The following is a 26,981-nucleotide window of genomic DNA, read 5'->3' on the forward strand; positions in this document are numbered from 1 at the left end:
ACGTGCCAAGTCCGATGTCCTGCTCAATGCCCCAGACAGCGCACGCAGGTGCCCCGGCCGCAACTGACCAGCATGACCTGTCGCCCCGCGGCGCAACCCGAGGACGAAGAGGCCGGACGTACGGCCGCGGGCGATGGCGCAGGAGACGGCATCGGCGCCGCTGCGGCCTGCGTGTGCCGCGAGGGCTCCGCCAGCGGGATCGGCTGCGCGCGTGCGGGCGCAACGTCGATCGGCGGCACCATCGTTTGGGCGTTTGCCACCACGCGGCTCACGTAGCCCTCTCGATACCCCACGCTGAAGCCCCCCGAGTAATAGCAGGACAGCGCGTGCCGCAAGGCTTGCTGCTCGATAGCGGTGCTGCGGGTGGCCCGTGTGAAGCATTCGCGCAGGATGCGCTGGCTGGCGGCCAGATTGCGGCACGGGTCGAGCACCGTGGTGGTGGTCTCCCCCAGACGGGCGAGGTTGCGCCGGTTGATCTGCGCCAGGCCGAGGCTGAAGTCGTAGCCGCGTTGCTCGAGCATCTGAATGGTCGCTTGCGCTTCTTCCATCGATGCCGGCTGCCGTGCCAGCCGCGCGCCCACCACGCCAATCGCGTACGGGTTGTAGCCGGACTCGGTGCGCACAAGCGCTGCCAACGTCATCACATCCACACGCGGCGCGCACTGCTGCGCCACCTGTGCGAACTCCGCGCTCGAAAGCGTGGGCCCCGCATGGGCCAGCCCGGCCGCAAACGCCAGCACACCGGTCAGCAAGCTGCAGAAGACACGAAACCGCATGGCCGCCCCTTCAGTGTTGAGGGTTCAGTGGTAAGAGAGCACCAACCCGTGGATCAGCACTGCCCAACCGTCGAGCATCACGAACAGCAGCAGCTTGAACGGCACCGAGATCGTCGTCGGCGAGATCATCTGCATGCCCAGCGCCAGCAGCACGTTGGCCACCAGCAGATCAACGATGACGAAGACAATGTAGACGACAAAGCCGATCTGGAATGCCTTGGTCAGCTCGGTCAGCGTGAAGCTCGGCACCAGCACTGTCAGATCGTCGGCCTGCAGGTTTTGCGCGCGTCCGCTGGGCCAGATGTTGGTGGCGGATTTCAGGAAGAAATTGCGCTCGCGCTCCTGCGTGTGCTTCTGCAGGAAAGCCTTGATAGGTGGCACGCCGGCGTCCACGATGGCCATCACGTCGTCCACGCTGAACTGCGCGCCGGAATTGAAGTTGCGGCCCTTGAGGTTGTTGACCATGTCGCCGCCCACGGGCGCCATGATGAACAGCGTCAGGATCAGCGCAATGCCGTTGAGCACCAGGTTGGGCGGCACCTGCTGGATGCCCAGCGCATTGCGCGTGAGCCCGAAGACGATCACCAGCTTGGTGTAGCACGTCACCATGAGCGCCGCGAACGGGATCAGCCCGATCGCGACGATCATCGCGATCATCGGTACGGGATTCGGCAGGCTAGGCATGGTCGGGCGTGTCGTGCACAAAGGCGGATACGCGTACCGCCAGCCGGTTGCCGACGGCCACCAGCTGGCCGCTGCCCACCAGGCTGCCGTTGGCGCGGATCTGCACGGTGGTGTGGTTCAGCGGCTGCTCCAGCTCGATCACCTGCCCTGGCGCCAGATTGCGCAGCACGTGCAGCGGCAGCGCCTGCTCGGCCAACTCGAACGTGGTCAGCACTTCGATGTCATCAAAGGACGCCACCGGGGCGCCTGCTGTGGCCGCACCCGGCAAGCCCTTGGCCTGCACCGGTTTGGCGGAATTCCTTTCGTCGGGCATGTCGCGCTCCGTGTGGCGGACGGCGTCCACCATGATTTGTTTGCCAAGGGCATGCGCGGCAATGCCCAGCATGGGGATACCCGGCACCGTGCCAACACACTCCAGCGCCGCACCCCGCGAAGTCCATTTCTCGATGGCGATGATGTCGCCCTTGGCCACGCCACGCAGTTCGGAGGCACGCAGTTGTGTCTGGCCGATCATGAAACGCACGCCGATCGCGAGGCGCTCCATCCATTGCGGGGTCGGCACTACACGGGCGGCGCGGGGTGTATCTGCGTCTGGCGCTTCTTCCAGCGCCTGTTGCCAACGCTGCCAGCCGGCAAGATCGTCCATTGCGATGGCACCGCTGCCGCGCGCCGCGCCCTCATCGGTGCAGACAGAAAAACTCACGGCATTCTGCGCAAGCCATACCGCCGTCGGCTGCATGCTGAGCTCGGGCTGCCAGCGCACCGGTTGACGCAACTGCGCCTCCACTGCGCGCGACACGTTGCCCAGCGCATCGGCCGCCAGCGCGCAGAAGATGGCATGCGGCACGTCCGGTTGCACACCGTCATCGGCCAGGCAGGTGGCCAGCGCTGCGTCTGCCAGCAGCCAGCCTTCGTGTTTGCCCACGGCAAAACGCAACGCGTGCCATCCCGGCAGCGGTACTGCCTGGTGGGATGCGGCATCCGCGCCAGGCGGCGTCCAACGCAACCGCCAACGCTCTGCACCCACCTGTACCGGCGGCAACAACACGTCGCCATGCGCCTGCACGTACGCCCACGACTGGGCCCGCGCGACGCCGCTGCCCAGGTGCAGGAGTCCTTCGGCCTGCGCGAGGTCAGTGACCGACACGGGCATCTCTCGCTTCACGTTCTTTCGCGGCTCGTTGGGGGTGGCTGGAAAACGGAGCCACTGTAGTGCCGATGCCCCCCCACGCCCGCTACTCGTTCTCGTAACCACGGCAAACCCGCCTGGCTGCCGTTACGTGAGTTCGGACGCGGCGCCGCGAAGGGCCGCTCTTACACTGGGCTCGCCCTGCAGCACGCCTGTACCGCGTGTGCAGGACAACGTTCTTCAGGGCACCGCTGCCCCCAGATAAGGAAGGTCATGCCGAGCATTCCCACCGCGCAGGAAGCCCTCGCCAAACTGCGGTCCGACCCCGGCCATGCCGCGTTTGCCAGCGGCCTGCTGCGCTATGACCTGCTCATCGCGCTGTTCATCGGGTCGGTGGTGGCGCTGTTCGTGCTGCCACTGCCCACGGTCGTGCTCGATGGGCTGATCTCGCTCAACCTGGCGGCGAGCGTGATCCTGCTGACGATCTCGATCTACCTGCCCTCGGCGCTGTCGTTCTCATCATTTCCCTCGCTGCTGCTGTTTACGACGCTGTTCCGGCTCTCGCTGAACATCGCCTCGTGCAAGCTGATCCTGCTGCAAGCTAATGCCGGCCACGTGATCGACACGTTCGGCAAGCTGGTGGTGGGCGGCAACGTTGTGGTGGGCGGCGTGGTGTTTACCGTCATCGCCATCGTGCAGTTCGTGGTCATTGCCAAGGGTTCGGAACGTGTGGCGGAGGTGGGCGCGCGCTTCACGCTCGATGCCATGCCCGGCAAGCAGATGAGCATCGACGCCGACCTGCGCGCCGGCATCATCACGTCGGACCAGGCCAAGCACCGCCGCGAACTGCTCGAACAGGAATCGCAATTGCACGGCGCCATGGATGGCGCGATGAAGTTCGTCAAGGGCGATGCCATTGCGGGCATCCTCATCGCCGTCATCAATATCCTGGCGGGCATTGCGGTGGGCGCGCTCATGCATGACATGTCGGTGGCCGATGCGCTGCACCGCTATGCCGTGCTCACGGTCGGCGACGGCATGGCCTCGCAGATTCCCTCGCTGATGGTGTCGATCGCGGCCGGGGTGGTCACCACGCGCGTGTCGTCGCGCGAGATGAACGACCGCCACCTCGGGCAGTTGATTGGCGCGCAGATCGCCGCGCACCCTCGCGGCTTGCTGATGGGCGCCCTCGTGCTGTTTGCGTTTGTGCTGGTGCCGGGCATGCCGAAATGGGCATTCCTGTCGCTGGCCCTGCTCGCGGGCGGGAGCGCGATCCACTTCCTGCGCGAGCGCCAGGCGCCACCCATCCTCAACCTCCTGTCGGTCGGCGCCGAAGGCACCGGCGCACAGCCGGGTCGCCCCGAAGAAGTCTCTGCAGCGGCGGGCATTGCCGCGCCAGTGGCCGTACGCCTTGCCGAGAACTTGCGCAAGGACATCAAGCTGGTGCCGTTGCAGAACGCGCTGGCGCGTTCCAAGGCTGCCGTGGAAGACGACATCGGCCTGGTGTTCCCGCGCGTGCATCTGACTTACAGCGCGCAGACACTTCCCAAGCACTACCGCATCTACGTGCAGGACGTGTTTGCCTCAGAAGGTACGTTGCAGGTTGCGCATCGCCTCTGGACGGAAGCGGCGCCGCCCGCTGGCGTGGACGCAGAAAGCACCGCGGCGTTCGGGCCCTTCACCCACGCGTGGTGGATGACGATGCCGGCATCGCAGGCCGACGAGACCGCCAAGGCTGCATGGGGCCAGGCGCTCGAGCCCGAGCAGATCGTGGCGCGGCACGTGGAGGCCGTGATCCGCCGCCACGCGGCACAGATGGTCGGCATTCAGGAAGTCCAAAACATGCTGCAGCTCGTGCGCCGCGATCGCGCTGAGTTGGTCGGCGAACTGACGCGCCTCGTGCCGCTGCAGCGCGTGACCGACGTCCTGCGCCGCCTGCTCGACGAAGGCATCCCTATCCGCAACCTGAACACGATTCTCGAAAGCCTCATCGCGCGCTCGCCGCACGAACCCGACGACGTGACCATGCTGGTGGAACTGGTGCGCATGGACTTGCGCCGGCAGATCACCGATCACTTCTGCGGGCCCGACCGATCGCTGAACGTCGTGCTGTTCGAGCAGAGCCTGCAGGAGCGCATTGAAGATGCGGTGGTGCGCACCAAACAGGGCAATCTGCTCGGGCTCTCGCGCGAGGTGCGCACCAACATCGCCGACCAGGTCCAGAACGTGACCGAAGCCGCGCGCCACGCCGAGGCAACGGCCGGCCAGCCGCGCACCGCCATCATGGTCGCCATGACGTGCCGCGCCTATGTGCGCCGGTTGATCGAGGCGACGCTGCCCGACCTGCCAGTGGTCTCTCTGCAGGAGATCGAAGCCGACGTGCAGCTCCACACCGTCGGCTGGGTGCGCAACCCGCCGGAAGACCGCCCGAAGGCCGACCCTGCGGCCACCGCCGGAGCCACCGCATGATGAACGCCGCCACCGTGATCGAGATCACGCGCCATGCGCTCACGCTGGTGCTGGTGCTGTCGCTGCCGGTGATCCTGGTGGCCGGCATCTCGGCGTTGCTGATCGCCGTGCTGCAGGCCGTCACGCAAATCCAGGACCAGAGCATCGGCCTGACGGTGCGGATGATCGCCGTGATGGTGACCGTGCTGCTCATGGCCGGATGGGCCGGCCAGGAACTGCTGCGCTACGCCGGCGGTGCATTGGAACTCGTTTTAACGGGCCGTCCCGGCCTGCTGTGAGCACGCAGTCTTCCTCCACCTCTCTTGAGCACCTTTTCGTGAACCCGCACCGTCTCCTGTGCCTCGCCGCACTGCTGGCCTGCTGTACCGTCGACTTGTCCTCCTCGGCTGCCGCAGCCGAGCTGCACTGGCGCAATCGCCCTTACCAGATCGTGGCCGAGAACAAGCGGCTGACGGACTTCCTGCGCGAGCTGGCAGCGGCGCAGGGTGTCACGGCCGTGGTCGACAGCAAGATCGACGCGACCATCAGCGGACGCTTTTCGGGCTCGCCCGCCAGCACGCTGAACACGGTGTGCGCCACCTATGGCCTGACCTGGTACTACGACGGCTCGTTCCTCTACATCGACCGCGCAGAAGAGGCACAGACGCAGGTCTTTCCCATCCCGAAGGGCAGCGCCGAGCAGGTCGGCCAGGTGCTGCAGTCCATGCAGATCACGGACAAACGTTTTCCGCTGCTGGTGAGCGACAAGGACAGCACGGTGTATGTGTCCGGCCCGCGCCGCTATGTCGAACTGGTCAAGCAGTCGATCTCCAGCGTGGGGGACGGCGCGCATTCGGGGGAGCGCGCTGAGATTCGCGCCTTCCCGCTCAAATATGCGTGGGCGACGGACTTCCAGGTCAATCGGTCGGGCCGCTCCGTGACCGTGCCCGGCATTGCGACCATCCTGCGGCGCCTCTATGGGCAAGGGTCGAGCACGTCGAGCACCAGCGCGGCGCCGCGCCTGGGCAGTGCCACACGGCAGGTCAAGCTCGGCCAGGGCGCCATGCTCAGCATCCCGCGCATCGACACCAGCAACTACACAGAGCCGCCGGCAGATTCCGGCCCGCCGCTGCTGGCATCGAACGGCCCGGGGCCGGAGCTGCCGCGCATCGAGCCAGACCCCGGCATCAACTCGGTGGTCATCCGCGATCTGCCTGAGCGGCTGGCGCAGTATCAGAAGGTGATCTCGTCGCTCGACATCCGCCCGCGCCTGGTGGAGATCAGCCTCACCATCATCGACATCAGCGCCGATTCGCTCGACAGCCTGGGCGTGGATTGGCGCCTGCACACCACGCATGGCGACTTCCAATCGGGCAATGGGCAGAACCCGCCGCTCACCTTCAGCGTGGGCAGCACCGAGCAGGGCTCCACCGGGCCGAGCACGCCCAACGGCATTGCGCTGACTGCGTCGATTGGCGGCAGCCTTCGCAACTACCTGCTGGCGCGCATCAACGCCCTGACACAGAACGGCAACGCCCAGACGCAGGCCAAACCGAAGGTTCTGGCACTCGACAACACCGAGGCCATCCTGGAAAACCTCACGCAGTTCTACATCCCGGTCAGCGGCTTTCAGGATTCGTCGCTCTATACCGTGCAAGCCGGCACCAGCGTGAAGGTCACGCCGCTGGTGGTGGATGAAAACGGCAACAAGAGCGTGATGCTCAGCATCAGCATCGACGACGGCAACGTCACGCAAGACACCGTGCAGAACCTGCCCGTGATCCAGCAGCGCGCCATCGTCACGCAGGCCATGGTGGAAGAAGGCAAGAGCCTGCTGATTGCCGGCTTCAACGCAGATGAACAGCGCTTTACTAAGAGCGGCGTTCCCCTGCTGTCGGACATCCCGATCCTGGGCAACCTGTTCAAGTACACGACCAAGTCGGGCAAGCACATGGAGCGCTTCTATCTGCTGACGCCGCGGCTGGCCACCACGCCGTTCGTTGACTCCGATGTGCCTGCATTCCCGCAACCGATGGAGGGCCCGAATGCGCCGCGCCCCCTGCCGGTACCGAGCAGCGATGCCCCATCAGTGCCGCCGGCTCCTCCGGCGCCCGCATCGCCAGCGGCAGACCAACCTGCCACGCAGGCGCCGCGCCCCGTCGCCACTCTGCTGAAGACGCCGTATGCAACCGACCGCCTCGTTGCCTAAATCGCCGTGGAGCCTGCGCTTCCTGAGCGGGCCGCTGTATGGGCGGTCGATGCCGCTCAAGCGCGGGCAGAACTGGGTCGGCTCGTCGGCCGATTGCGATGTGATCCTGCCGGACCGCGCCGTGGCAGGCCGCCACCTGTGCCTGGAAGTGGGCGACATTGCCGTGGCCGTGCGCAACGTGGCAGACACGCCTGCCGGCGCGGAGGCCACGCCCGTGCAACTGGGCGGCACACCGCTGCCGCAGGGCGTGCGGCGCACGCTGTCACCCAGCGATGCGGTGGACCTCGGGCCGATCCGCTTTGGTGTGGAGCGCATCGGCGGCCCCGCGACGGCGGTGCAGGAGCCGCCCGCACCCGTGCGCGAACGCGGCGTGCGCTGGCTGATCGACATGGCGGGTGTGGGGCGCTTTCTGCGCGGGCGTGGCTCCCGCGCCGCACCCGCGCTGGTGGCGCTGTGGTGTGTGCTGGCCATGATCACGCTGCTGGCGGCGGTGCTGGCCATTCGCGGTGAATTCCGCTTTCGCAGCGGATCCACCACCGAGCGCATCGCGCAGATTCAACAGGCGCTGGGCAATCCACGTGAAATCGTAGTGGCCCCGATGAGCGATGGCACGTATCAAGCAAGTGGGTACGTCGAAACGCAGGCCGACCGCAAGACCATCGGAGAGCGTGCCGCGCGTATCCCAAAGCTCACGCTGGGCGAAATCTATGTGGTGGGCGATCTGCTCGCCACTGCGCAACAGTTCGTGAGCGATGGGCACCTGAAAGTGGAATACGCCGGACACGGCCGCGTGATCGTGTCGGGCGAGACAAACGACTACCGGGTGCGCGACCACCTGCGCGTATTTGCGCGGGACGCGCGCCCCGCCATCGAGGTGGTGGACAACGTGCAGTACAAGGACGGCGGCCCCGTTGAGGTGGGTCAAAACGTGGACATCGCCAAGAGCAGCATCGTGGGCGTGTATGCCGATGAAGACGGCATGCGCTTTGTCACCACGCGCGACGGGCAGCATTACTTCGAGGGGTCCCGCATGCCCGACGGCGACGTGATCCGACAGATCTCGACCACGGGGGTGACGTTCGATCACGGCGGCACGGCGTTTGTGCGGCCGATTCAAGGCGGGGGTGTGGATTTTCAGGCTGCAAGCACGCCGGCCGCGTCAGAGGTTGCTGCCAGTGCGGTCAGTGCAGCCAGCGCGCCCGGCATGGCGGCCACGTCTGCACCAGTAACGGCTGCCACGCCATGACCCCGCTGCCCGCGCCGTCCCAACCCTTTGTACGCTCATGCCGGCCCACCGGCATGGCGCGCAACCGTTGCCTCTCACGAGGCGCATTTCCCCCTAGACCGACCTGGAGCAAACCATGGCTTTCGATGTGAACATCGGCAACACCACCAACAATCCGGCGGCTTCGAGCCAGGACACCATCAACCAGATGCAGGAGAACAACAAGATCCAGATGCAGCTCGCCAAGGTGAGCAGCGACGGACAGTTGACCACCATGCTGTGCACCACCCAGGAGCACAACGCGGAGAACCTCAAGCAACTGGCGTCCGAAGGCTCACGTCCCCAGTAACACACAAAGGGAGGACGGCACGGCCGCGCCCTCCCTTTGTTTCGGGACATCGGCCGCCCCCAACGGGCGTCATCCCGATCCTCGTCCAGGAGAGAACACCATGTCGACTGAAATCGCGGCCGCGGCAATGGCACCGAGCATCAATGCCCCCGCACCACCCACGCAGGCCGCCGCACACACCGCGCCCAACCATACGGTGGACGTGCAGCAGTTCGACGCGATGATGGCCAACGCCGCCATGTCGAACGCCTCCGCCCATGCCAGCGCACCCGCATCAAGCTCCGGCGTGATGGTGGAGCTGCGTCGCTACGGCAAGGACGTGGCAAACCGCTATGCCGATCTCGAAGACAAGATCGCGCAGGTGCATCAGGCCTCGCAAAGCGGCGACCTCGTACAGATGAGCGCCGCCAACACCGAGGCCAGCCTGCTGATCGCATCCACCACCGCAGACCTGCAGATGAACTACGGCCTTGCAAACGCTGCCAACGGCACCCTGAAATCGCTGCTGCACAACTCCAGTCAATGATGATGGCGACCCCAACCGGCCTGTCCCGCTGGCTGCGCTTTGGCCTGGCATGTGCAGCCGCCCTGCTCCTGTGCAGTTGCGACAAGGAACTCGTCTCCAACCTCGGCGAGCCACAGGCCAACGAAGTGCTGTCCGCACTCAGCAATGCCGGCATCGGCGCGCGCAAGGAGGCCGTGGACGAGCGCGGCTGGCAAGTGCTGGTCGATGACTCCGACATGGGGCAGGCGCTTGACGTGCTGCGCGCGCAAGGTCTGCCGCGCGAGCCGCTCGCTCGCCTGGGCGAGATCTTCCGCAAGCAGGGCCTTGTAGCGACCCCGGCGGAAGAACGCGTGCGCTATCTCTACGGCATGTCGGAAGAGCTGTCGCGCACGCTGCAGGCCATGGACGGCGTGGTCACCGCGCGCGTGCACGTGGTGATTCCCGAGAACGATCCGCTGTCCGACAAGGTGCGGCCATCCTCGGCCGCGGTCTACATCAAGTACCGCGAGGGCGTGAACCTGCGCGCCATGACACCGATGGTCAAAGACCTCGTCGCGCACAGCATCGAGGGGCTGAATTACGACAACGTCTCGCTCGTGCTGCAGGGCACCGATCTGGGTGCCAACGAACGCCGCTCGCGCGCAGCCACGTCGCCGTATCTGCTGATCAATGCGCGCAATCCGCTGGTTTGGCTGGTGGGTGTGCTGATTGTGCTTGGCGTGCTGGCGGTACTCGCCACAGCATTGCGCCGCGGCTGGGAGCCTCGCTGGCCCGGGTCACGTGGCCTGGGTAGGCGACGTGCTGGGCAGTTTGCCAATGACGGCGACCAGGCTGGCTGAGCACGGCGATGACGGCCTCCGGCATGCTCACGCCCGACAGCGCCCGCCTGGCACGTCTGCTGTGCGCATGGAACCTGCGCTTTGACCGCGTGCTGCACCCGAGCTGGCTGCCAGCCGAATGGCCGGCGCGCTTCCGCAACTGGGATCGCTTTGGCCCGCAAGGCCGGCGCGTGCTGATGCAGGAATTGCGCCGGCACGAGCCCGCGCTGGACGGCTTCATCGATTGCGTCGACTCGCGCGAGGCGCGGCTGTGCCTGCTGCCGCGTCAGGCGCTGGCGCAACTGTCCACCGCCTGCGGCATCGTCCTGCATCGCGCGTGGATCGAAGACATGGCGGGCAAGCGCCTCACGCGCGTGCTTCACCTGGCGCTGGGCAGGCCGTTGATGGAATCGGCCCTGCAGCATGCGGCCGCCTTCGATGCCGTGGCGGAAAGCCTGTCGGCCTATGCCAGCACGCCGCGCCAGGTCATCGATGTCTTGCAGGAGCGCGGCGCCCGCCTGCTGATCGACCTGACGATGCGTGCAGCACCCGAGCACGGCCAGCGTCTGGCGCTGACCTTCGCGCGCGCGGCGTTCGAGCGCGCGCCTTACACGCTGAATGCGCAGCAGTGGCAGCAAGTGGCCGACCTCGTTTTTCTTTGCTTCATTCCTGAACAGCTACCGGCATGGGACTGGCTTTTTTGATCAGCAGCGAGCATCTGCAAATCCTCAGCGAACGCAAGGTGCTCAAGGAGCGCGAGTACACCGCGCTGGTCGACGCCGAAGCGCTGCTGGGCGCTGCACAGGCCGACCGCAAGCGCCATGAAACTGAAGCCAAGCGGCAGTACGCCGAACAGCGTCAGCTCGGCTACGGCGATGGCTTCCAGGCTGGGCGTACCGAGGCCGCGCAATCCACCTACGCCACGGTGCTGCAGGCCGCCGCCATGCTGCAGGCCACGCGCGGCAAGATGGCTGAACTGGTGGTGCGCGCCGTCTCCGAGATCGTGGCTGACGCCGACCCGCGCGCCATCATGCTGAGCGCCGCCAAGCGTATCGCGCAGTATCTGCAGGACGAGACGTATCTGCACATCCGCGTGCACCCGGGGCGCGTGCACATGATGCAAGAGATCCTCGCAGCGCTACCGGGCGACCACCTGGAGCGGCGCACCATCCGCGTGACGGGCGATCCGGCCCTGCGCTACGGCGACTGCTCCGTGCAGACACCCTCGGGCACCATCGATGCGGGCGTCGACAGCCAGCTCGCCGCGCTGCGCAAAGCGCTGACGGGAGACGGCCAATGACCTCACCTGACTCGCAGAGCGCATTGCCCGACTGGAGCCGTGCACTGGGCGGTGTATTCGACGCGCAGGCGCTGGAGGCGGAACTCTCGCAGGCGCTCGATCGCTTCGCGCCGATCCAGACGCAGGGCCGCGTCACGCGCGCCGTCGGGCTGCTGCTCAGTGCCTCCGGCCTGCAAGCGCGGCTGGGCGAGATTTGCCAGCTACGCACGCCCGGCACGCCTGACACGCTGGCCGAGGTGGTGGGCTTCTCGCGCTCCGGAACCTTGCTCACACCGCTTGGTGAAACCGGCGGTCTTTCCGCAGCGACGACCGTCATCCCCACCGGGCGCGATCACAGTTTCCCGGTCGGCCCGGCGCTGCTCGGCCGCGTGCTCGACGGCTTCGGCCAGCCGCTGGACCGCGCAGGGCCCGTAGCGGCAGTCACACGGGCCAGCGCGTACGGTGCGCCACCCAACCCGCTCGACCGTCAACTGGTCGACAGGCCGCTCGCCACGGGCGTGCGCGCCATCGACGCGCTGCTTACCGTGGGCGTGGGCCAGCGCGTGGGCATCCTGGCGCCTGCCGGTGTGGGCAAGAGCACGCTGCTCGGCATGATCGCGCGCGGTGCCAGTGCCGATGTGAACGTGGTCGCCCTGATTGGTGAACGCGGACGCGAAGTGCGCGAGTTCATCGAGCACCATCTGCCCAAGCAGGCGCGTGCACGCACGGTGCTGGTGGTCTCCACATCGGACCGCCCTGCCATGGAACGCGTCAAATCCGCATTTGTCGCCACCGCCATCGCCGAATACTTTCGTGACCAGGGGCAAAGCGTGCTGCTGCTCATGGATTCGCTCACGCGCTTTGCCCGCGCACAACGCGAGGTCGGCCTCGCCAGCGGCGAGCCCCCAGCGCGGCGCAGCTTTCCGCCTTCCACCTTTGCCATGCTGCCGCGCCTGCTGGAACGTGCTGGCCCCGGCGCCAAAGGCTCCATCACCGCGTTCTACACGGTGCTGGTGGAGGGCGAGGAAGAGTCCGATCCGATTGCCGAAGAAGTGCGCTCCATCGTCGACGGTCACATCGTGCTCACGCGCAAGCTGGCCACCGAGGGGCAATATCCGCCAATCGACCTGCTGACGAGCATCAGCCGCGTCATGCCCAACGTAGTCAATGCCGAGCACATCGAGACCGCCAGCCAGCTCAGACGATGGCTCGCCCGCTACCAGGAGATCGAACTGCTGTTGCAGATTGGCGAATACAAGCCGGGCAGCGATCCGGATGTCGACCGCGCCGTTGCCGCCCGCGACGCCCTGCGCAAGTTCTTTGCCCAGCGCACCGACGAGCGCGTCGCCTTTGAAGACGTGCTGGCCCAAGCCCGCCAATTGGTAGAACGCTATGGACACGACACTGGCCACCCTGCGCCGCGTGCGTGACATCCGCCGCCGCAAGGCACTGGCGCGCACGCTTCAGGCTGCACACGTCGTGCGCGATGCGGAAGCGACCGTCAATGCGTCGCTGCAATCCATCCGCACGCAGACCGACTTCCGCCACCAGCGCGCCAGGCTGCTCGATGCGGCCCCGCAGGACCAGGCCTTGTCTGTGGACATGCTGGCGATTGCGCATTACGAGCAGGCCAGGCTCCGGCACATCGTGGCCAACGTGCAGACGACGCTGCAGGAGCAACGCCAATCGCTGCAAAGCGGCCAGACACAGTTGCAGGAAGCACGCACCGCCTTCGGCCGCGCGGAAGCCGCACGCAGCCGCATCCAGCACTTGGCCGAGCGCGCCAACGCACAGAGCGCCGCCCGTGCCGAACTGCGCGCAGAAGACCAGCTCGACGACCACAACGCCCTGGCCTACGCATGCGCACTCAGCCTTGCCGATGCCGAGGAGCCGCCCGCAACATGACTCCGTCCTTCAGTGGCTGGATGGAAACGGGGCACAGCGTCACGCTGGTGCTGCCGCGCCTGTTGCCGATGTTCTTCGTGCTGCCCGTGTTTGGCGAGCGCATGCTCACGGGCCTCGTGCGCAACGGCCTGATTGCCGTGGTGGCGATGTTCATTTCGCCGCTGGTGCCGCTGAGCGTGCTTGGCGAGCAGACGCCGGTCATCTGGATGCTGCTGTTGATCAAGGAAGCAGCGTTGGGGCTGCTGCTCGCCATGGGGGCTTCCGCCATGCTGTGGGCCGTGCAGAACGTCGGCTACCTGATCGACTTCCAGACCGGCACGGGCAACGCCACGTTCTTCGATCCGCTCTCGGGGCAGGAGAGCGGCCCGACCGCCAGCTTCCTGGGCTTTCTCGCCATCACGCTGTTCCTGACAGGCGGCGGCCTGCACGTGGTGCTCGGTGCGCTGTTCGAGTCTTACCGCGTGTGGCCCGTGCAGGCGCTGCTGCCCGATGTGCATGTGGCGCTGGACCAGTTCGCCATCCATGAAGCCGACTCCATCATGACGTGGACGGTCAAGCTGGCCGCGCCCATCGTGCTGCTGTTGCTCGTGGTGGAGATTGGCCTGAGCGCGATCAGCCGGTCGGTGCCGCAGTTGAACATCTTCATGTTTTCGCAGCCGATCAAGAGCGGTCTGGCAATGCTGATGATGGTGCTGTTCCTGCAGTTCCTGTATGACGCCCTGCGCCAGTTCATCGACACCGACAGCGGCATGCGCAGCCTGTTGCAGCTGCTTGGCTTTCCGGCTGCCGGGCCATGAGCGACAAGCCGCATCAGCCCACACGCAAGCGCCTGGAAGACCGCCGCAAACGCGGCGAAGTGGTGCGCAGTCAAGAGGTGGTGTCCGCGCTTGTCTTTACATGCATGGTAGGCGCGCTGTCGCTTACGCCCGCGCTGTGGATGGACAGCATCCGCGCAGGCCTTGCCGCCCTGAGCCGCGTGCTGGCAGCGCCCGAGCCGGGCAAGCTCATCGGCCCGCTCGTGACTGACATGGTGCTGCATGCGGCAGGGCTGGCCATCGGCATCATTGCATTGAGCGGCGTGATCGCAGCCTTCACGGCATTCGCACAAGTTGGCGCGCTGATGAGTCTGGCAAAAGTGTCGCCCGATCTCTCTCGGCTCAACCCGGCCAATGGCCTGACACGCATGTTTTCGATGCGCAATCTGGCGGGGCTCGGGCTGATGGTGCTGAAAGTGCTCTGCCTGCTCGGCATCCTGTTTGTCGTGGGCGCAGGCGCCATCGATGCATTGCTCTCGGCCGGGCGGCAATCGCCTGCGCAGATCCTGCACGTGGGTGCGCACGTGGTGCTCGTGCTGCTGTCTTGCGTGGCCATCATGCTGCTGGTGCTGGCCGCTGCCGATTACATGGTGGTGCGCGCGCAGTATCTGAAGGAAGCGCGCATGACGACCGAAGAAATCCGCCGCGAATACCGCGAGAACGAAGGCGACCCGCACCTGCGTGCCCGGCGGCGCCAGCTTGCCCGCGAGGCGCAGTGGAGCGCCCTGCCCGACCGCATCCAGTTGGCCGTGGTGGTCGTGTACTCGCCGCAATACGCCGTTGCGCTGTGGTACGGCGGCCAGGGCACGCTGCCCGTGGTGGTGGCACGCGGAGAAGGCGAGATGGCAGAGCGCATCCGCAAGCTGGCCGAAGCGCAGCTCATTCAAACGCACGGCAACCCCGGGCTCGCAAGCAAGCTCTACGAGCACGTTCAGCTCGACGCCGCCATTGACCGTACGCTTTTCCGCGAGGTTGCCGAGACGCTGCGCTGGGCCACCGGTGCGAGCCAGACCGGCGGCTGATCCGCGCACCGCTTCCCCGTCACGCTGCACATCGGACCGCAGCGGTCCGTTCTGTGTCCCAAGCGGACGTGGACGGCACATGCGCCGCCAAGTTTCAATGTACGCATTGTCGTCGCCGCCCCGCCAAAACGCGCCCCAGAACTGCGTTTTCCCGGACTGGGCGGTCGGTCAAAAGACCATGGCAATGCGCAGCAGCATCGGTTGTCGGGACCCGCGCATCGCATATCACGAACGGCAGCCCGCAAGGGCATCGGTTGGGGGATCGTTTGCACAATCAAAACATCCGCCGGAGCCACGCATGGACCTCTTGCATACGCAAGACCTGGACCGCACGTCCACCCTTCGGTTCGATTCCGCCCTACCGGATTTCGAACTGGCCACCGAACAACCGCCCATCCAATCCCACGTCCGCTTCTTTACCGAAGAAGAGTTGACCGTCTGGCGCCCCGACGAGCCACCACGTGGCACCGTCAACCTGCTGGTTGAACTGCTTTCCTGCACAAGCGCCGCCGAACGCAAGATGCTCGTGCGCCATCTGCTGTTCGACATGGGCTTCGACTCGATGGTCTATGCCACTGCGCGCGCACTCAACGCCCGCTCGACGGCCCGCACCTGCCTGGTGAGCTACACGGATGAAGACTGGGCCCGCCGCTACTTTGAAGAACGCTTCTTTGAAGTGGACCCGCGCCGCGAATGGGTGACGCGCAGCGGCATGCCGATGATCTGGGAGGCCGATGACCTGCGTCGCGCTGCCCACGCCGAGCAGGACGCCGAACGCAAGCGCGCGTTCATCGAGATGTCGCTCGAATCCGGCGTCAGCAGCGGTGTGTTCATCGCACTGCCCGGCGCACAGCACGGCACACGTGCCGTGATCAGCCTGACATCGAGCGTGCCGGGCCGGCGCTGGATGTCGGATGCGGTCACCGGGCGGGCGCTGGTGCTGGCACTTGGCATCCACCAGTTCATCTCTGACTACACGAGCATGTCGCGCACGCTGCTCGGCATGGGCCGGAGCATTTCGCAAACACAGAAGCGCGTGCTGGAGTGCCTGGCCCGAGGCATGCGCGACAAAGAGATCGCAAGCCAGCTCGACATCCCCGTGCACAACGTCGATTACCACCTGCGACGCCTGCGTGGGGTGTTTGGCGTGCGCAACCGCGTGCAACTGATCGAAGCCGCGCTCGAGCAACTGGCGTTCTAGCAGACGGCGCTCAAGCGGACACTCAGGCGCGCACTCAAGCGGACACTCAAGCGGACACTCAAGCGGCGCGGCACGCATATGACACCGTATTCCAGGGCCGCTTTGCGCCAACAGCGCAAGCGCCCTTACGGAAAGTCGGCGTTGTGTGCGACGGGGCGCGGGCCCAGCATGAACCGGTGTGGCGTGCGTTGCAGATGCTCCGTGCGCACCCACTGTTCATCTAGGAACGGCGTGCATGGGACCGAACTGGCCAGACGGCATCAAACCCCCGGATAGCGTTCTTCAAGCGCAACGCGAGGCGCAGGCCGCCTTTGTGCGTGCCCAGGAGCAGGCTGCCGCCGCGCAACGGCAAAAGGCGGCCGAAGACGCGCACAAGGCCACGGTTGACCAGCTCGGCAAGCTGAAGCAGGCCGGTAACCCGACCGCGCTGAACCAGGCCGTGAGCGCCGAAATGGCCGCGCTCTATACGCAGGCGCACAACACGCCGTACAACAGCGCCGACTCCAAGCAGTTTGCCGAGGCGCTGGCACTGCTGCAGAGCGCGCACGATAAAACCAACGCCGACACGCTGTTCGCCTCGGCCTGCGCAGACGCCGCCATCGACCGCGCAAACAAGGCCACCAATGGACCGAAGCAGGACTACGCGGCCGCCATGCGATCTCTGGCCGGCGATCTGGACGTCAACCACGCCACGCCGGATGTCCTCAACTTCACGCTGGGCGACACGCGCACGCGTGACATCGCCAACCATGCACGCGGCAGCTCCGCCGACGACCTGAAGAACATCGCGCAAGCCATCACGCGGCCCGATGCAAACGCGCCGGAACTGCTCGCCATGCTGGTCGACCAGCAGCCGCTGGAGACACTCACGAACCAGTCCGTCCGCGGATCGGACCCTGCTGCAAAACACGACGCACTGCTCAATGACCTGATGTTCATCAGCCAGCGCCTGCAGGGGGCGCGCAAGACCAGCTACTCGCCCAGCGGCGAGGAGTTGAACGATCGGCTGGCGCAATCGCTCGCGCATCGGCTGGAGAACGACCCGCTGCTCGACTACACCGGCAACCATCTGGATACCGCTGGTGAAACGTTTGGCATCAAGCAACTCGTGGACAAAGGTGCCGATCCGACGCTGATGTTCAAGGTGGCAGACCAGATCGGCCGCGACGGCCAGGCCGGCAAGCTCAATAGCCGGGTGGAAGGCCTGTTCGAAGGTGGCACCCGCAACATCCTGCTCAAGGAACTGGCCGGCAAGGCGCCCGACAAGCCCGCACAGGAGCCCGTTCCTGCACCGATCAATCCCACGCAGATCCAGCAGATCACCGGCAAGATGCTCAGCAACCTGCCGGCCAATGGCACCACGCTGGCACCCGGCGTGGACCCGCTGCAATACGCGGCCATCCTCACGCGGCTGCAGGCCGGGGCTCACGTCGACCCGACCGCATTCCAGACTGCCGCAACAGCGGCGCAAGAACAGCTCAAGCCCGAAGACCCGCGCATCGATGCAAACCAGCGCACCGACGATGCCATCGGACAGGTCGGCAACCTGCACCTGTTTGCCGACACACCGGCACCGGCCATCCACCAGATGCTGGACGCCACGCCGGTGCAGGAGGATTCCCCAGCACTGCAGGCTGATCGACACCAGACCGACCAGGCGTGGAACGACCTCACGCAAGCGCAGATCCGGCAGAAGCAAGCCGCCGATGGCCATGGTGACGTGACAAGCGCCAACCAGGCACTGGCCACCGCCACCACCGCTTACAACAAAGCCATCGTCCAGGAACTCAAGGACACGTATCCGCAGATTCCCGGCGACGATCTGCTGCGTTACGGCCTGAACGGCGTCTACCAGAACGACCTGCAGGCCGCCGTGCAACAGCTCTACCAACATCACGATGCGCAGGTCCCGCAGTTGTCGGGCACCTATCTGCAGGCGGCCATCGTGACGGAGCTGGTAGACAACACCATGCGCAGCACGCCGCCGGGCCAGGGCGCGGAGGCCCCCGAATACAAGGGGCTGGAGGCGCTTCAGCAATACACGGCAGCCATGGGCAACGCGCCGGACGGCAACACCGTACGCGACGCCATCCTCGGCGACAGCCGCATCCAGCACATGCGGCAGAACGTGGTGAACACCGTCATCGACCCCGTGCGCGGCGAGCCGCAGGACCGCATCAAGGCACTGGACCAGATGAGCCACATGCTGGCGTCGTATCTGCCGGTGGATTTCGACCACGCCATCCAGAACGCCGTGGAGAACGACCCCACCGTGCAGCACATGGTGGACGAAACCGCCCGGCTCACCACCACGCTGCCGCCGGCAGACGGCATTGCGCGCACCGCAGACCTGCTCGACAGCCTGGATACGACGCCCAACCTGATGGCGCGGCTCTACGCGGTCATCGACCCACCCGGCGGCAAGCCGCCCTCGGCGATGATGAACTGGATCGCCGGCCACCCGCGCGACCAGAAGGCCGTGGATTACTACCGCAACCTCGCGCGCATCGGCAATCGGCTGTTCAACGGCGGGCTGGCCCTTGGTGATGGCGAGAACGCACTGGTGGATGGTTATGGCCGCCTCGTGCACGCCTTCCAGCAGCGCCTGACGGGCGACACACCGGTCTTGTCGGATTACGGCGGCACCCAGGCCGGCATGCTGAGCGTGGACATGAACCTGATGCCCACCATCAGCAAGGCACTGGAGGCCGGCGCGCCGCCCAAGCTCTTCCTTTCTGCGCTCAACGGTTACAGCTACCGCGACAAGACCGGCGCCATGACGCAAGCGGCAGCGTGCATTGCGCCGACCGACCGCGTGGTCGACCCGATGAACATGGCGCTCAAGGATGCCAAGGGCGAAGCAGCATCGGACGATAGCCCCGCCGCCAAGGTCAACCAGTCGTTTTCGCCCGAGTTTCAGCAACTGGCCAAGGCCAGCGGCTTGGCACCGCGCAGCTTCGCCACGTTTTCAGATTTCAGCGACTATGTCGGCCAGCAAGCCGGCGTCAGTTCGCGCACGCCCGTCACGGCGGCCGACTGGCAGGCCGTGCACGACGGCACGTTCCGCTACTACGACCCCAACCAGCTCATTTACCGCAGCCAGGACGGCAGCGGCACGACGCTTGACGACCTCGCGCGTGCGGCGTGGCAGGCCGGCGGCGGCGACACCGGCCCCGTCACCGTCACCGGGCTCACCTTCGTGCTGGCCGAAGGCAGCAACGACCCGCAGCAATCGGTGCTGCTCGACGTGCGCCGCGACGGCCAGGACCGCTATGTCAGCGCCAGCACCGACAAGGCCCACAAGACCCGCGTGTATGACAGTTGGAGCGACTGGGTCAGCAACAACGACTTCGGCATCGGCCAGGTGTCGTACCTCGTGGGCGGGCAGGCCACCTTTGACGACCAGGGCAACGCCATGGCGCTGGTGGCCACGCACGAGACCGGCCACGAGCCGTGGCTGACGCCCGAGACGGCGGTCATGATCAGCGCGGCGGTGGTGTCGATGGTGGCCGCGCCCTTTGCCGCACCCGAGATGGTGCTGCTGGCAATGGCCGCGCGCGGCACGATGTTCGCCATCGGCGCCATGCAGACGAGCGAAGCCGCCGTGCGCGTGCTGGAACACCCCGACAACGCCGCCGCCTGGGCCGATGCCGGCTTCGCGCTGCTCATGACCGCCACCGACGGCATCGGCACGCTTGGCAAGATCGGCCGGGTGGGCATGATCGGCCGCACCGCCGACGACGCCCGCGCGCTCGAACGCTGGATGGCCGCACGCCCCGTCAAAGGCTTTGCTGACGAGGTCGACACCTTTGCAGAAGACGTCGGCCGCACGCCGTTGTTCAAGGTCGCCAAATACGGATCAATGGCCGGCATGGGCTGGAACATGATCCAGACCGGCGCCCAATGGAACCAGATGACGCACCAGCAGCGTGCCGTCGCCATCGGCCAGACCTTCGGCTTCCTGGCCGCTGGCATGATCGAGCAGCCGGGCGAGGCGCTCATGCTGCGCAAGGTCGCGCGGCGTAATGGCAACGCTGTCGGCACGACGTACGCGCCGATGAACGAGGAGCAGGCGGCCGTCGCCGACAAGTGGCTCGATCAGCTTGACGCATTGACGCCCAAGTCGGGAGAGGCTCTGCACCCGATCGTCGACAAACTCGGCGTAGATGCCTTGGATCATCTGCGGGAGGCGCTCATCCGCCGGCAGTTTGACGCGCCGGCAGTAGAGACTTTCGGCCAGCTAGCCGTCATGCACGATGAGGCAGCTGTGCTCGCCTACACCGCCGTACCCGTCGCGGCGTTGAGTGGCAACGTGATCCAGCTCGATGGCGACCCACACGACATGGCTGCCCATACCGAACCGGAGGTGCTTGCGAGCGATCGGCCGAGGCGTTATGGCACGCCGGGGCTGCATTTCGAGGATCTCGCCGACGCGCGTGTTCCGGCTGGGGAGCGTGCTGCCATCCTCGACGACCTGCACGAGGAGATCAATCGGCTGTATCTGTACGGCGGCGAACCGCACGCGGGCATGGGGATGGTGATCTCCCGCTCCACGCCCGAAGAAGTGCAGCAGCATGGCCTGGACACGCGGCAGATCCATCGCAACGTAACGGCCTTCGGCTTGCTGATGCACATGGAGCCGGACGAGTATCTCTACCTGCTCCCGCTGGGCAACTTGCGCGTGTCGGACGAGGCCGTGGCCGGGCGGCGCACAGAGAACGGCAGGCCCGTCGCCGACGGCCTACCCGTGGCAAGCGTGCAGCCCGCCAGCAAAGTACTTGGCTATATTCCCTCTGCAACCGCCGGCAAGGGAGGGCCAAGGATCGAGCTGAACTACAACCCCGACGGCCCCATGCAACCGTACGACGGCAGCCTCGCGTTCCTGCCGAACGTCTACCGTGCCGCCAGTGCCGACACGCCGCATATCAACCTGATCGATCCGGAGTTTCCGGACTCCGCGCCGTTCCTGCTGCACTTCCCGCAGCGCCGCGCCCACCTCAGCGGCGTACCCACCGACGTGCCGATTCCGTATGGCAGCCCGGCACCGGGCAAGAGCGGCATCACGCCGGCCTATGTGATTGCCGGCGAGGTGGAACACCACGGCATCTGGCTCGACGTGGAATCGGCCTACGGGTCCATCGAGGACGTCCCCGCAGGCTTGCCGATACGGCAGTCCGAACACGGGCTGCAAGTGCGGCTGGACGGTGTCGCGCTGGCCGAGCGCGTGTGGAACGATCAGACCTTCAGCATGGAGACGACCGGCAACATCGTCGTGCTTGGCTGTGATACCCACTCGGGGACAGCGCCGCCGCTGCTGGTGAATCTGTCGAACGAACTGTCCAACCGCATACGCCAGCGACGCAGCGCCGACGGGCAGATTGCCGACCCACGCCCCGGTATCCGCGTGCAGGGTCAGGACGGGCTTGACTGGCTGCAGCTCTCCGACGGTGCACAAGACGGGCGCCGGCAGGTCGTCAACGCCCATTTCGATGGGCAGACGCACGGCACCGTGGCACTGCCCGTCATCTCACATGCCGATGCGCTCTATGCCAAGACCAAAGAGCGGTTGCGCATGCTGTATGACGGCGATCAGCCGGTCTTTCCCGAGGGCGACAGGATGATGCTGCTGCTCGATCAGGCGCACAGTCAGATCGCGGCGGCAAACGACCTGGCGCAACACGGCACGCCGTCGGGCGCCTACAGGACAGGAAGCGATTCGCTGGACTTTATGGGGAGCTCACGTGCTTCCCACGTTGCCGATGCAGCCAACCAGCGGCCGTTTGCAGACGCCTGCAACCAGATTCTCTCGCTGCTCAATGCCGACCTCCCGTCTTCCGTGCTTCGGATGCGGGTTGCGGATGTGCTTGGCAGGGTGGTCGCGCACCCTCACCTCACCTACAAGCGCGAGGTGCCTGCCATGCCGGCGCTGGGCAAACCGCGCCCGGTTACGCTCACGCTCTACGCGAAGGGCGCACCAGACCCGGCCACCCCCGCGGTTCTCGTCAACGGGCGGCCTGCCTACGACTGCACCGCCTGGGACGACCTGCCCGCCCAGCCGCTGCTCGTGAACGCCAGTACCGCGTTCCACGACAACATGCACTTTCCGGCGGGCATGGTCGGCGCGGCATTCGACGGGCACGGCCCCATCGTCAACAGCGCGGACAACGCCCTGCTCACGCCGTTCGACATTGCGCGCGCGCTGATCGACACGCCGTTCGACCAGATCCGCTTTGAAGGCGCCACCCACACCCGGGACGTTGGCGCCGACGGGGCGATGCTGACGCTGCGCCGCGTGATGGAGATGAACCCGGAAATGGAGGCACCTGGGTTCTTCGTGGCGCTCCAGCATGGGGGTGCGATCATGCCGGACGTGGCGCGCTGGCTGGCGTTCCTGCTCAAGCGGGACAACGTGCGCGTCTTCGGCCTGGACGGCCAGCGCGCCCCGCTGTCTGGCGGCGTAGTGAGAGACCCCGAAACCGGCAAGCCGGCCAGTGAACGCGTGCGCACGATGCACGAAGACGGCACCGACGGGCGCATCGTGCTCTACACCGCCAAAGACGGCAGTGGCACGCCGATGCTTCCGAGCATGGTCAAACCCCGCACCGCCGATATCGGTGCGAAAGCCATCGGTGGCACGCGGTACGCGTTGCCGGAAGACGTGCTGATCATCGAGGGCAAGCTGGTCGACGGCAATCCGAAAGCAATCTGGCTCGACGGCATCTATGAAGAGCGTGGGCGGACCCAGCCATCGGTTTTCTCCGATGACGATCTGGCCGCCCTGATCCAGGCACGGCTGCACTCCAGGGGTTTCGAGGCTCCGTACACCGTGCCGATTGTCCTGATGATCGACAATGCGCTTCCGCTGAGCCAAAGCCTCTCTGCGGCGATGCCCAATCCGGTGTTCGCGACTGAACACAAAATCGACCGCTCGCAGATACACAACCCGGACTGCCGCGTCGTTCCCGCGCACCCGGACGACCCCGCGTTCGCCGCTGCGCGCCAGCCTGGGTGGAAGCTTGATCCAAATGGCCGTGCGTGGCCGCCCTCCGAAGAAACGCCTTACGTAGCGCCCACCGAGGTGTCATCTGAGCCGCGAACACCACGGGCAACCCGAGAAACACCGCCCAACGAAATGCCGGGCGATCCGGACGTCATCGCGCTCGACAGTGGCGGCGGTCCGTCTGCCTCACAACCAGCGTCGTCCTCCGGCGAGACGAGCCAGAGCCCCGCCACCCGCCCGGTGCCACCGGACAAACCGGTCAGCAAGTTCAAACGCTTCTCGCAGCATGTGGTGGACCTCCCGGCCCGCGCCGCCGTTAGCGCCATTGCAGGCCCACGCCGCATACTTGCCCGCATACCGATGCGCACGGCCGCGGAGCGAGTGGCGCGGGGGCGCGCGCTGCATGTCTCCGGCGAGAACTTCCATCTGCTTGCCATGGCACACCGTCATGGCGCGCTGGACAGCACACAGCAATTCACCTACGCGTTCACGCGCGAAAAAGACGGTGAGCCCGTACTACGCGGGCAGGTTGTGTTTGACGACAAAGGTGTGCCGTCGTGGCGCGACCTGGATGCGGACAAAGGCGGATTTGGTAACGATCCGCAACCCATGACCGACAACACGTCGTACACCCCCGACAGATTGTTCGTGGTCAGTCAGCGCAAGCCTGCCGATGTGGCGAAGAACCCAACCGTCCAGGACCTGGGCTCGAAGCGCACCTATCGCGGCCTGCCGCTCGCCGCATCGGATAAGGCATCGGTGCGACCGGAATTGAGGTCCATCGTCGATGCCGCAGGCACACAGGGCAGCAAGATCAAGGAGCGTGGCATCCGCAACGTCGACGCTCCAGGCCTCGGCGCTATCGCCAAGCGCGCGCGACAGAACAGCGAGATTTCGTGGGGCTCGCGCATCCGCCGTACATTCAAGGAATCGTTGTTCGTGATGCGCGCTTACCCGACTGTCGGCCTGCTGCGCGAGCAGACAGCGCTCAAGCTGCTGGAGAACGCCTGCACGACGCTCGGCGTGCCGTTCCCGCGCGGGCTTGCCCAGCACTTCAGCGTGGCCAGCACGGCCGATCGCCGGGCCGTACGTGCGTACCTGAACCTGGCGCATGACGATCAAGACCTGGTTTCGCTGGCCGCGCGCACGATCTCCCCCTCGAACATCGAAACCGACGGCTACGCGGTGCTGTGCAAGAACATCGCGGTGATTTCGGAGTTCCGGGTGGTGGCGGAAGAAAGCAAGGTGGCGGCGGCCGGCCGAAAGCGCCCGCTTGCGCACGTGCGCCGCCTATGGCAAGCAGCCGTCCGCAAGCATGGCAACGTCTCGTTCGATGAGAACGTGGGCGGGCTGATCAACAAGGACGGCGTGATGGTCGTACCGCTGGACTGGTTGAACCAGGACTCCATCCACAAGATGCTGGACTCCTCTGCAAAGACCGGCGCGCAAGTCACCCTCTGGATGGACCCGGCCAACATGCGTGTGGGCGCCGATGGACGCCCCGTGCCGGGGCCGAACCGGCCCGTCAACCTGGTCCGCTTTGGCAAAGCCTATGAAGCCTGGATGTTGAAAAACCCCGGCAAGCACCCGACAGTGAACATCTTCGGTACCGGCAACGACAACGTGCTCGATCCCGTGGAAGGCATCGCATCGCTCAAAGGTACGCGGATGCTCCTCGAGAGTCCCTACATGAGGGACGTTCACATCGCGCTGGACGGTACTGCCGACTACACACGTTCGCCGGAACTGACGCGGGCCACGGCCGAGTTGATCCTCGAGAACGAGAACTGGAAGCGCATTCACCTCGATGCCGCACTCGGACGGCCATTGAACCGCCTGACCAAACAGGACATGGCCATCGTGTACCAGCCGCTGATGGAGCAGATACGTAGCCTCATCGACGAATACAAACTGCCCTGCACACTCCAAGAGGTACGCTACGCGCTGTTCGCGGGCAACACGACCTACCGCGTCGAACAAGCAAAATACAGCACGATCCAATGGGTGCGAGCGAACCGAGACGAAGTAGGCGTGCAGTCCAATCCGCGTGCGGAAGCACACGCGCAACGCTGGCTCAAGGATCACGGCGAGAGGGTGCGGAACAGCTACGTCCCACCCGAAGAGCCAAGGCGCGACGCCCAGCCAACCGACTGGGACAGCCTGAAGACCGACCCGGAACTGGATCCGGCGCGCTATCAGGATCCCCGTGGTCTCCCGCCCATTCCGCTGGCAGAGGACCGGGCCGACGCCACGCTGCGCGCTCTGGGCTACGGCCCAATGCACGCGCCGCCCAAGCTGTTCAAGCGCACCGATATGCCGTCTTCCGATGGGACGCTCAACCAGCGGGCGCTGTTGCAGATTGGCAAGGCTGTCGCCGCCGGTGTGGGGGGCGCCACCCTCTCCGCGCTGCTCGTCAGCCTGGGCAAAATCGACTTGCGCGATTCGGCCTCGTTGGCCCGCGCACTGCCCGCCTTCGGACGCACCGCACAGGACTGGCGCACCATCCTGAGCGCGAGCATCAAGCGTGGTGATACCGCGATGATCGAGAACAAGCTCATCGCGTACTACGCAGGCATTGAGCGCTACGCCAAGGCGCGAGACGTTTCACCCGAGCGCCTGCCCCACATTCGCGCGGTGATGGAAGAGACGCTGGCCGCCATCGGCATGCTGCGCGACCGTGCCAAAGCCGGTGCGAAGCCCCAGCTCAGCGAGGAAGAGCGCGATGTCCACATTGCGCGCGTCACTTCCACCTGCCTGGAACTCGTGGATGGCTACCTCGGCCTGCCCGCGTCCCAAATGCATTTCATGCACTCTGGCGTGCGCTTGGGCCAGCTGGGGCGTCTGGCATCCACGGTGGGCGGCGTGGTAAGCATCGGCGCGTGGGGCGGCATGATGCTGGAGGGCTTTGCACCGCCGGCGCTGGCCATCACCATGATGGCCGGCAGCACGCTCAACGCCTTCTACCATGGGCTGCTGCGCTACAGCTTCCGTCGTGGTTTCGACTACGGCAACAGCGATGTCGTCCGCTCGCTGGTCCACGGTTCGTACACGCTGTCGTCCGTTGGAACGATCGCCTCTGCACTGACCCATGCGCCCAGCGTGGCGGGGGCCGTGTCGGTGGGCGGTTCGGCGATCTACCTGATGTCGACGCTCAAGGAGGTCGCACCGAATTTCATGCCAGGGGTGCTTCGTGCCGGCGCGGGGCTCACAGTGCTGGCGGAGACGACCGCGCTGATCTCGGCCTGGGTCAACTCGGTGCAAGGAGCGCAACCCCCGCAGCCGAATCAACCGCCGCAGCAGACCGGTCCTGCACAGCCACCGCCGCACACGCCGGTGGTGCCGCCCCCGCCCCCCGTGCCGCCCGCGCCGCTGACGCACCTCGTGCCCGCCGTCACGCACGACGTACTGGCCGGGGAATCGCTCTCGCGCATCCTGCGCAACGAGGCGGACCGCGGCACGATCGTGGTCGGCCCGACGTATCGCGAATTGCAAGTCGTGATCGACGAGGTTGCGCGACTGAACCAGATTGCCAATCCCAATCTGATTCACATCGGGCAGAACCTCATCATCGTGCCGGCGCATCAGGCGCCGGGGCCAGGCTGAGCGCAGGCCCGGC

18 protein-coding genes are annotated in these 26,981 nt (G+C 66.0%); 15 read left to right on the plus strand and 3 right to left on the minus strand.

Annotated elements, in window-relative coordinates; genetic code table 11:
- Positions 1-23: 23 nt before the first annotated feature.
- Genes NG898_RS22065 through NG898_RS26205 form a run of 3 tightly spaced genes read right to left on the minus strand, consistent with a single transcriptional unit; the run spans position 24 to position 2,607 of the window.
- A complete protein-coding gene (locus NG898_RS22065) occupies positions 24-776 on the minus strand; it encodes a lytic transglycosylase domain-containing protein (protein ID WP_252694435.1) in 753 nt (250 codons plus the stop codon).
- Between the two features lie 24 nt (positions 777-800).
- Complete coding sequence (gene sctR, locus NG898_RS22070; protein ID WP_065854284.1) at positions 801-1,460, minus strand: type III secretion system export apparatus subunit SctR; 660 nt, start codon at positions 1,458-1,460, stop codon at positions 801-803.
- Positions 1,453-2,607 (minus strand): FliM/FliN family flagellar motor switch protein, encoded by a 1,155-nt coding sequence (locus NG898_RS26205; protein ID WP_252694436.1) that lies wholly within the window; start codon positions 2,605-2,607, stop codon positions 1,453-1,455. Before NG898_RS26205 ends, sctR begins: the two co-directional genes overlap by 8 nt.
- 255 nt (positions 2,608-2,862) lie before the next feature.
- Between NG898_RS26205 and sctV the strand changes: the two genes are divergently transcribed.
- The 15 genes from sctV (at position 2,863) to NG898_RS22150 (ending at position 26,968) form a co-directional block, all read left to right on the plus strand.
- Positions 2,863-5,058, plus strand: coding sequence for a type III secretion system export apparatus subunit SctV (gene sctV / locus NG898_RS22080; RefSeq protein WP_252694437.1), 2,196 nt, complete (start codon positions 2,863-2,865; stop codon positions 5,056-5,058).
- Positions 5,058-5,336, plus strand: coding sequence for an EscS/YscS/HrcS family type III secretion system export apparatus protein (locus tag NG898_RS22085; protein ID WP_027679288.1), 279 nt, complete (start codon positions 5,058-5,060; stop codon positions 5,334-5,336). Before sctV ends, NG898_RS22085 begins: the two co-directional genes overlap by 1 nt.
- A 38-nt stretch (positions 5,337-5,374) precedes the next feature.
- The gene (gene sctC, locus NG898_RS22090; protein WP_252694438.1) at positions 5,375-7,246 is read left to right on the plus strand and encodes a type III secretion system outer membrane ring subunit SctC; all 1,872 of its coding nucleotides are present in this window, start codon (positions 5,375-5,377) and stop codon (positions 7,244-7,246) included.
- Positions 7,221-8,492 (plus strand): FHA domain-containing protein, encoded by a 1,272-nt coding sequence (locus NG898_RS22095; protein WP_252694439.1) that lies wholly within the window; start codon positions 7,221-7,223, stop codon positions 8,490-8,492. The genes sctC and NG898_RS22095 overlap by 26 nt, the downstream gene beginning before the upstream one ends.
- Before the next feature lie 115 nt (positions 8,493-8,607).
- Positions 8,608-8,820, plus strand: a complete 213-nt coding sequence (locus NG898_RS22100; RefSeq protein WP_252694440.1) for a hypothetical protein — start codon at positions 8,608-8,610, stop codon at positions 8,818-8,820.
- A gap of 100 nt (positions 8,821-8,920) precedes the next feature.
- Positions 8,921-9,346: a hypothetical protein gene (locus NG898_RS22105; protein ID WP_252694441.1), complete on the plus strand. Its 426-nt coding sequence runs from the start codon at positions 8,921-8,923 to the stop codon at positions 9,344-9,346.
- Positions 9,347-9,348: 2 nt separating this feature from the next.
- Positions 9,349-10,164, plus strand: a complete 816-nt coding sequence (gene sctJ, locus NG898_RS22110) for a type III secretion system inner membrane ring lipoprotein SctJ (RefSeq protein WP_252694442.1) — start codon at positions 9,349-9,351, stop codon at positions 10,162-10,164.
- Positions 10,165-10,172: 8 nt separating this feature from the next.
- Positions 10,173-10,847, plus strand: coding sequence for a bcscK (locus tag NG898_RS22115; protein ID WP_252694443.1), 675 nt, complete (start codon positions 10,173-10,175; stop codon positions 10,845-10,847).
- On the plus strand, positions 10,829-11,443 hold the full coding sequence (gene sctL / locus NG898_RS22120) for a type III secretion system stator protein SctL (RefSeq protein ID WP_252694444.1): 615 nt from the start codon (positions 10,829-10,831) through the stop codon (positions 11,441-11,443). The genes NG898_RS22115 and sctL overlap by 19 nt, the downstream gene beginning before the upstream one ends.
- Positions 11,440-12,852, plus strand: coding sequence for a type III secretion system ATPase SctN (sctN, locus tag NG898_RS22125; RefSeq protein WP_252694445.1), 1,413 nt, complete (start codon positions 11,440-11,442; stop codon positions 12,850-12,852). Before sctL ends, sctN begins: the two co-directional genes overlap by 4 nt.
- Positions 12,815-13,327 (plus strand): hypothetical protein, encoded by a 513-nt coding sequence (locus tag NG898_RS22130; protein ID WP_252694446.1) that lies wholly within the window; start codon positions 12,815-12,817, stop codon positions 13,325-13,327. Before sctN ends, NG898_RS22130 begins: the two co-directional genes overlap by 38 nt.
- Complete coding sequence (gene sctT / locus NG898_RS22135) at positions 13,324-14,124, plus strand: type III secretion system export apparatus subunit SctT (RefSeq protein ID WP_252694447.1); 801 nt, start codon at positions 13,324-13,326, stop codon at positions 14,122-14,124. The genes NG898_RS22130 and sctT overlap by 4 nt, the downstream gene beginning before the upstream one ends.
- The gene (locus NG898_RS22140; RefSeq protein ID WP_252694448.1) at positions 14,121-15,164 is read left to right on the plus strand and encodes an EscU/YscU/HrcU family type III secretion system export apparatus switch protein; all 1,044 of its coding nucleotides are present in this window, start codon (positions 14,121-14,123) and stop codon (positions 15,162-15,164) included. Before sctT ends, NG898_RS22140 begins: the two co-directional genes overlap by 4 nt.
- Positions 15,165-15,462: 298 nt before the next feature.
- Positions 15,463-16,365, plus strand: coding sequence for a helix-turn-helix transcriptional regulator (locus tag NG898_RS22145; RefSeq protein WP_175537130.1), 903 nt, complete (start codon positions 15,463-15,465; stop codon positions 16,363-16,365).
- Positions 16,366-16,600: 235 nt separating this feature from the next.
- The gene (locus NG898_RS22150) at positions 16,601-26,968 is read left to right on the plus strand and encodes a LysM peptidoglycan-binding domain-containing protein (protein ID WP_252694449.1); all 10,368 of its coding nucleotides are present in this window, start codon (positions 16,601-16,603) and stop codon (positions 26,966-26,968) included.
- The last annotated feature ends 13 nt before the right edge of the window (positions 26,969-26,981 follow it).

The organism is Ralstonia mojiangensis (assembly GCF_023955645.1).
In the GTDB taxonomy this organism is placed as follows: Bacteria; Pseudomonadota; Gammaproteobacteria; order Burkholderiales; family Burkholderiaceae; genus Ralstonia; species Ralstonia mojiangensis.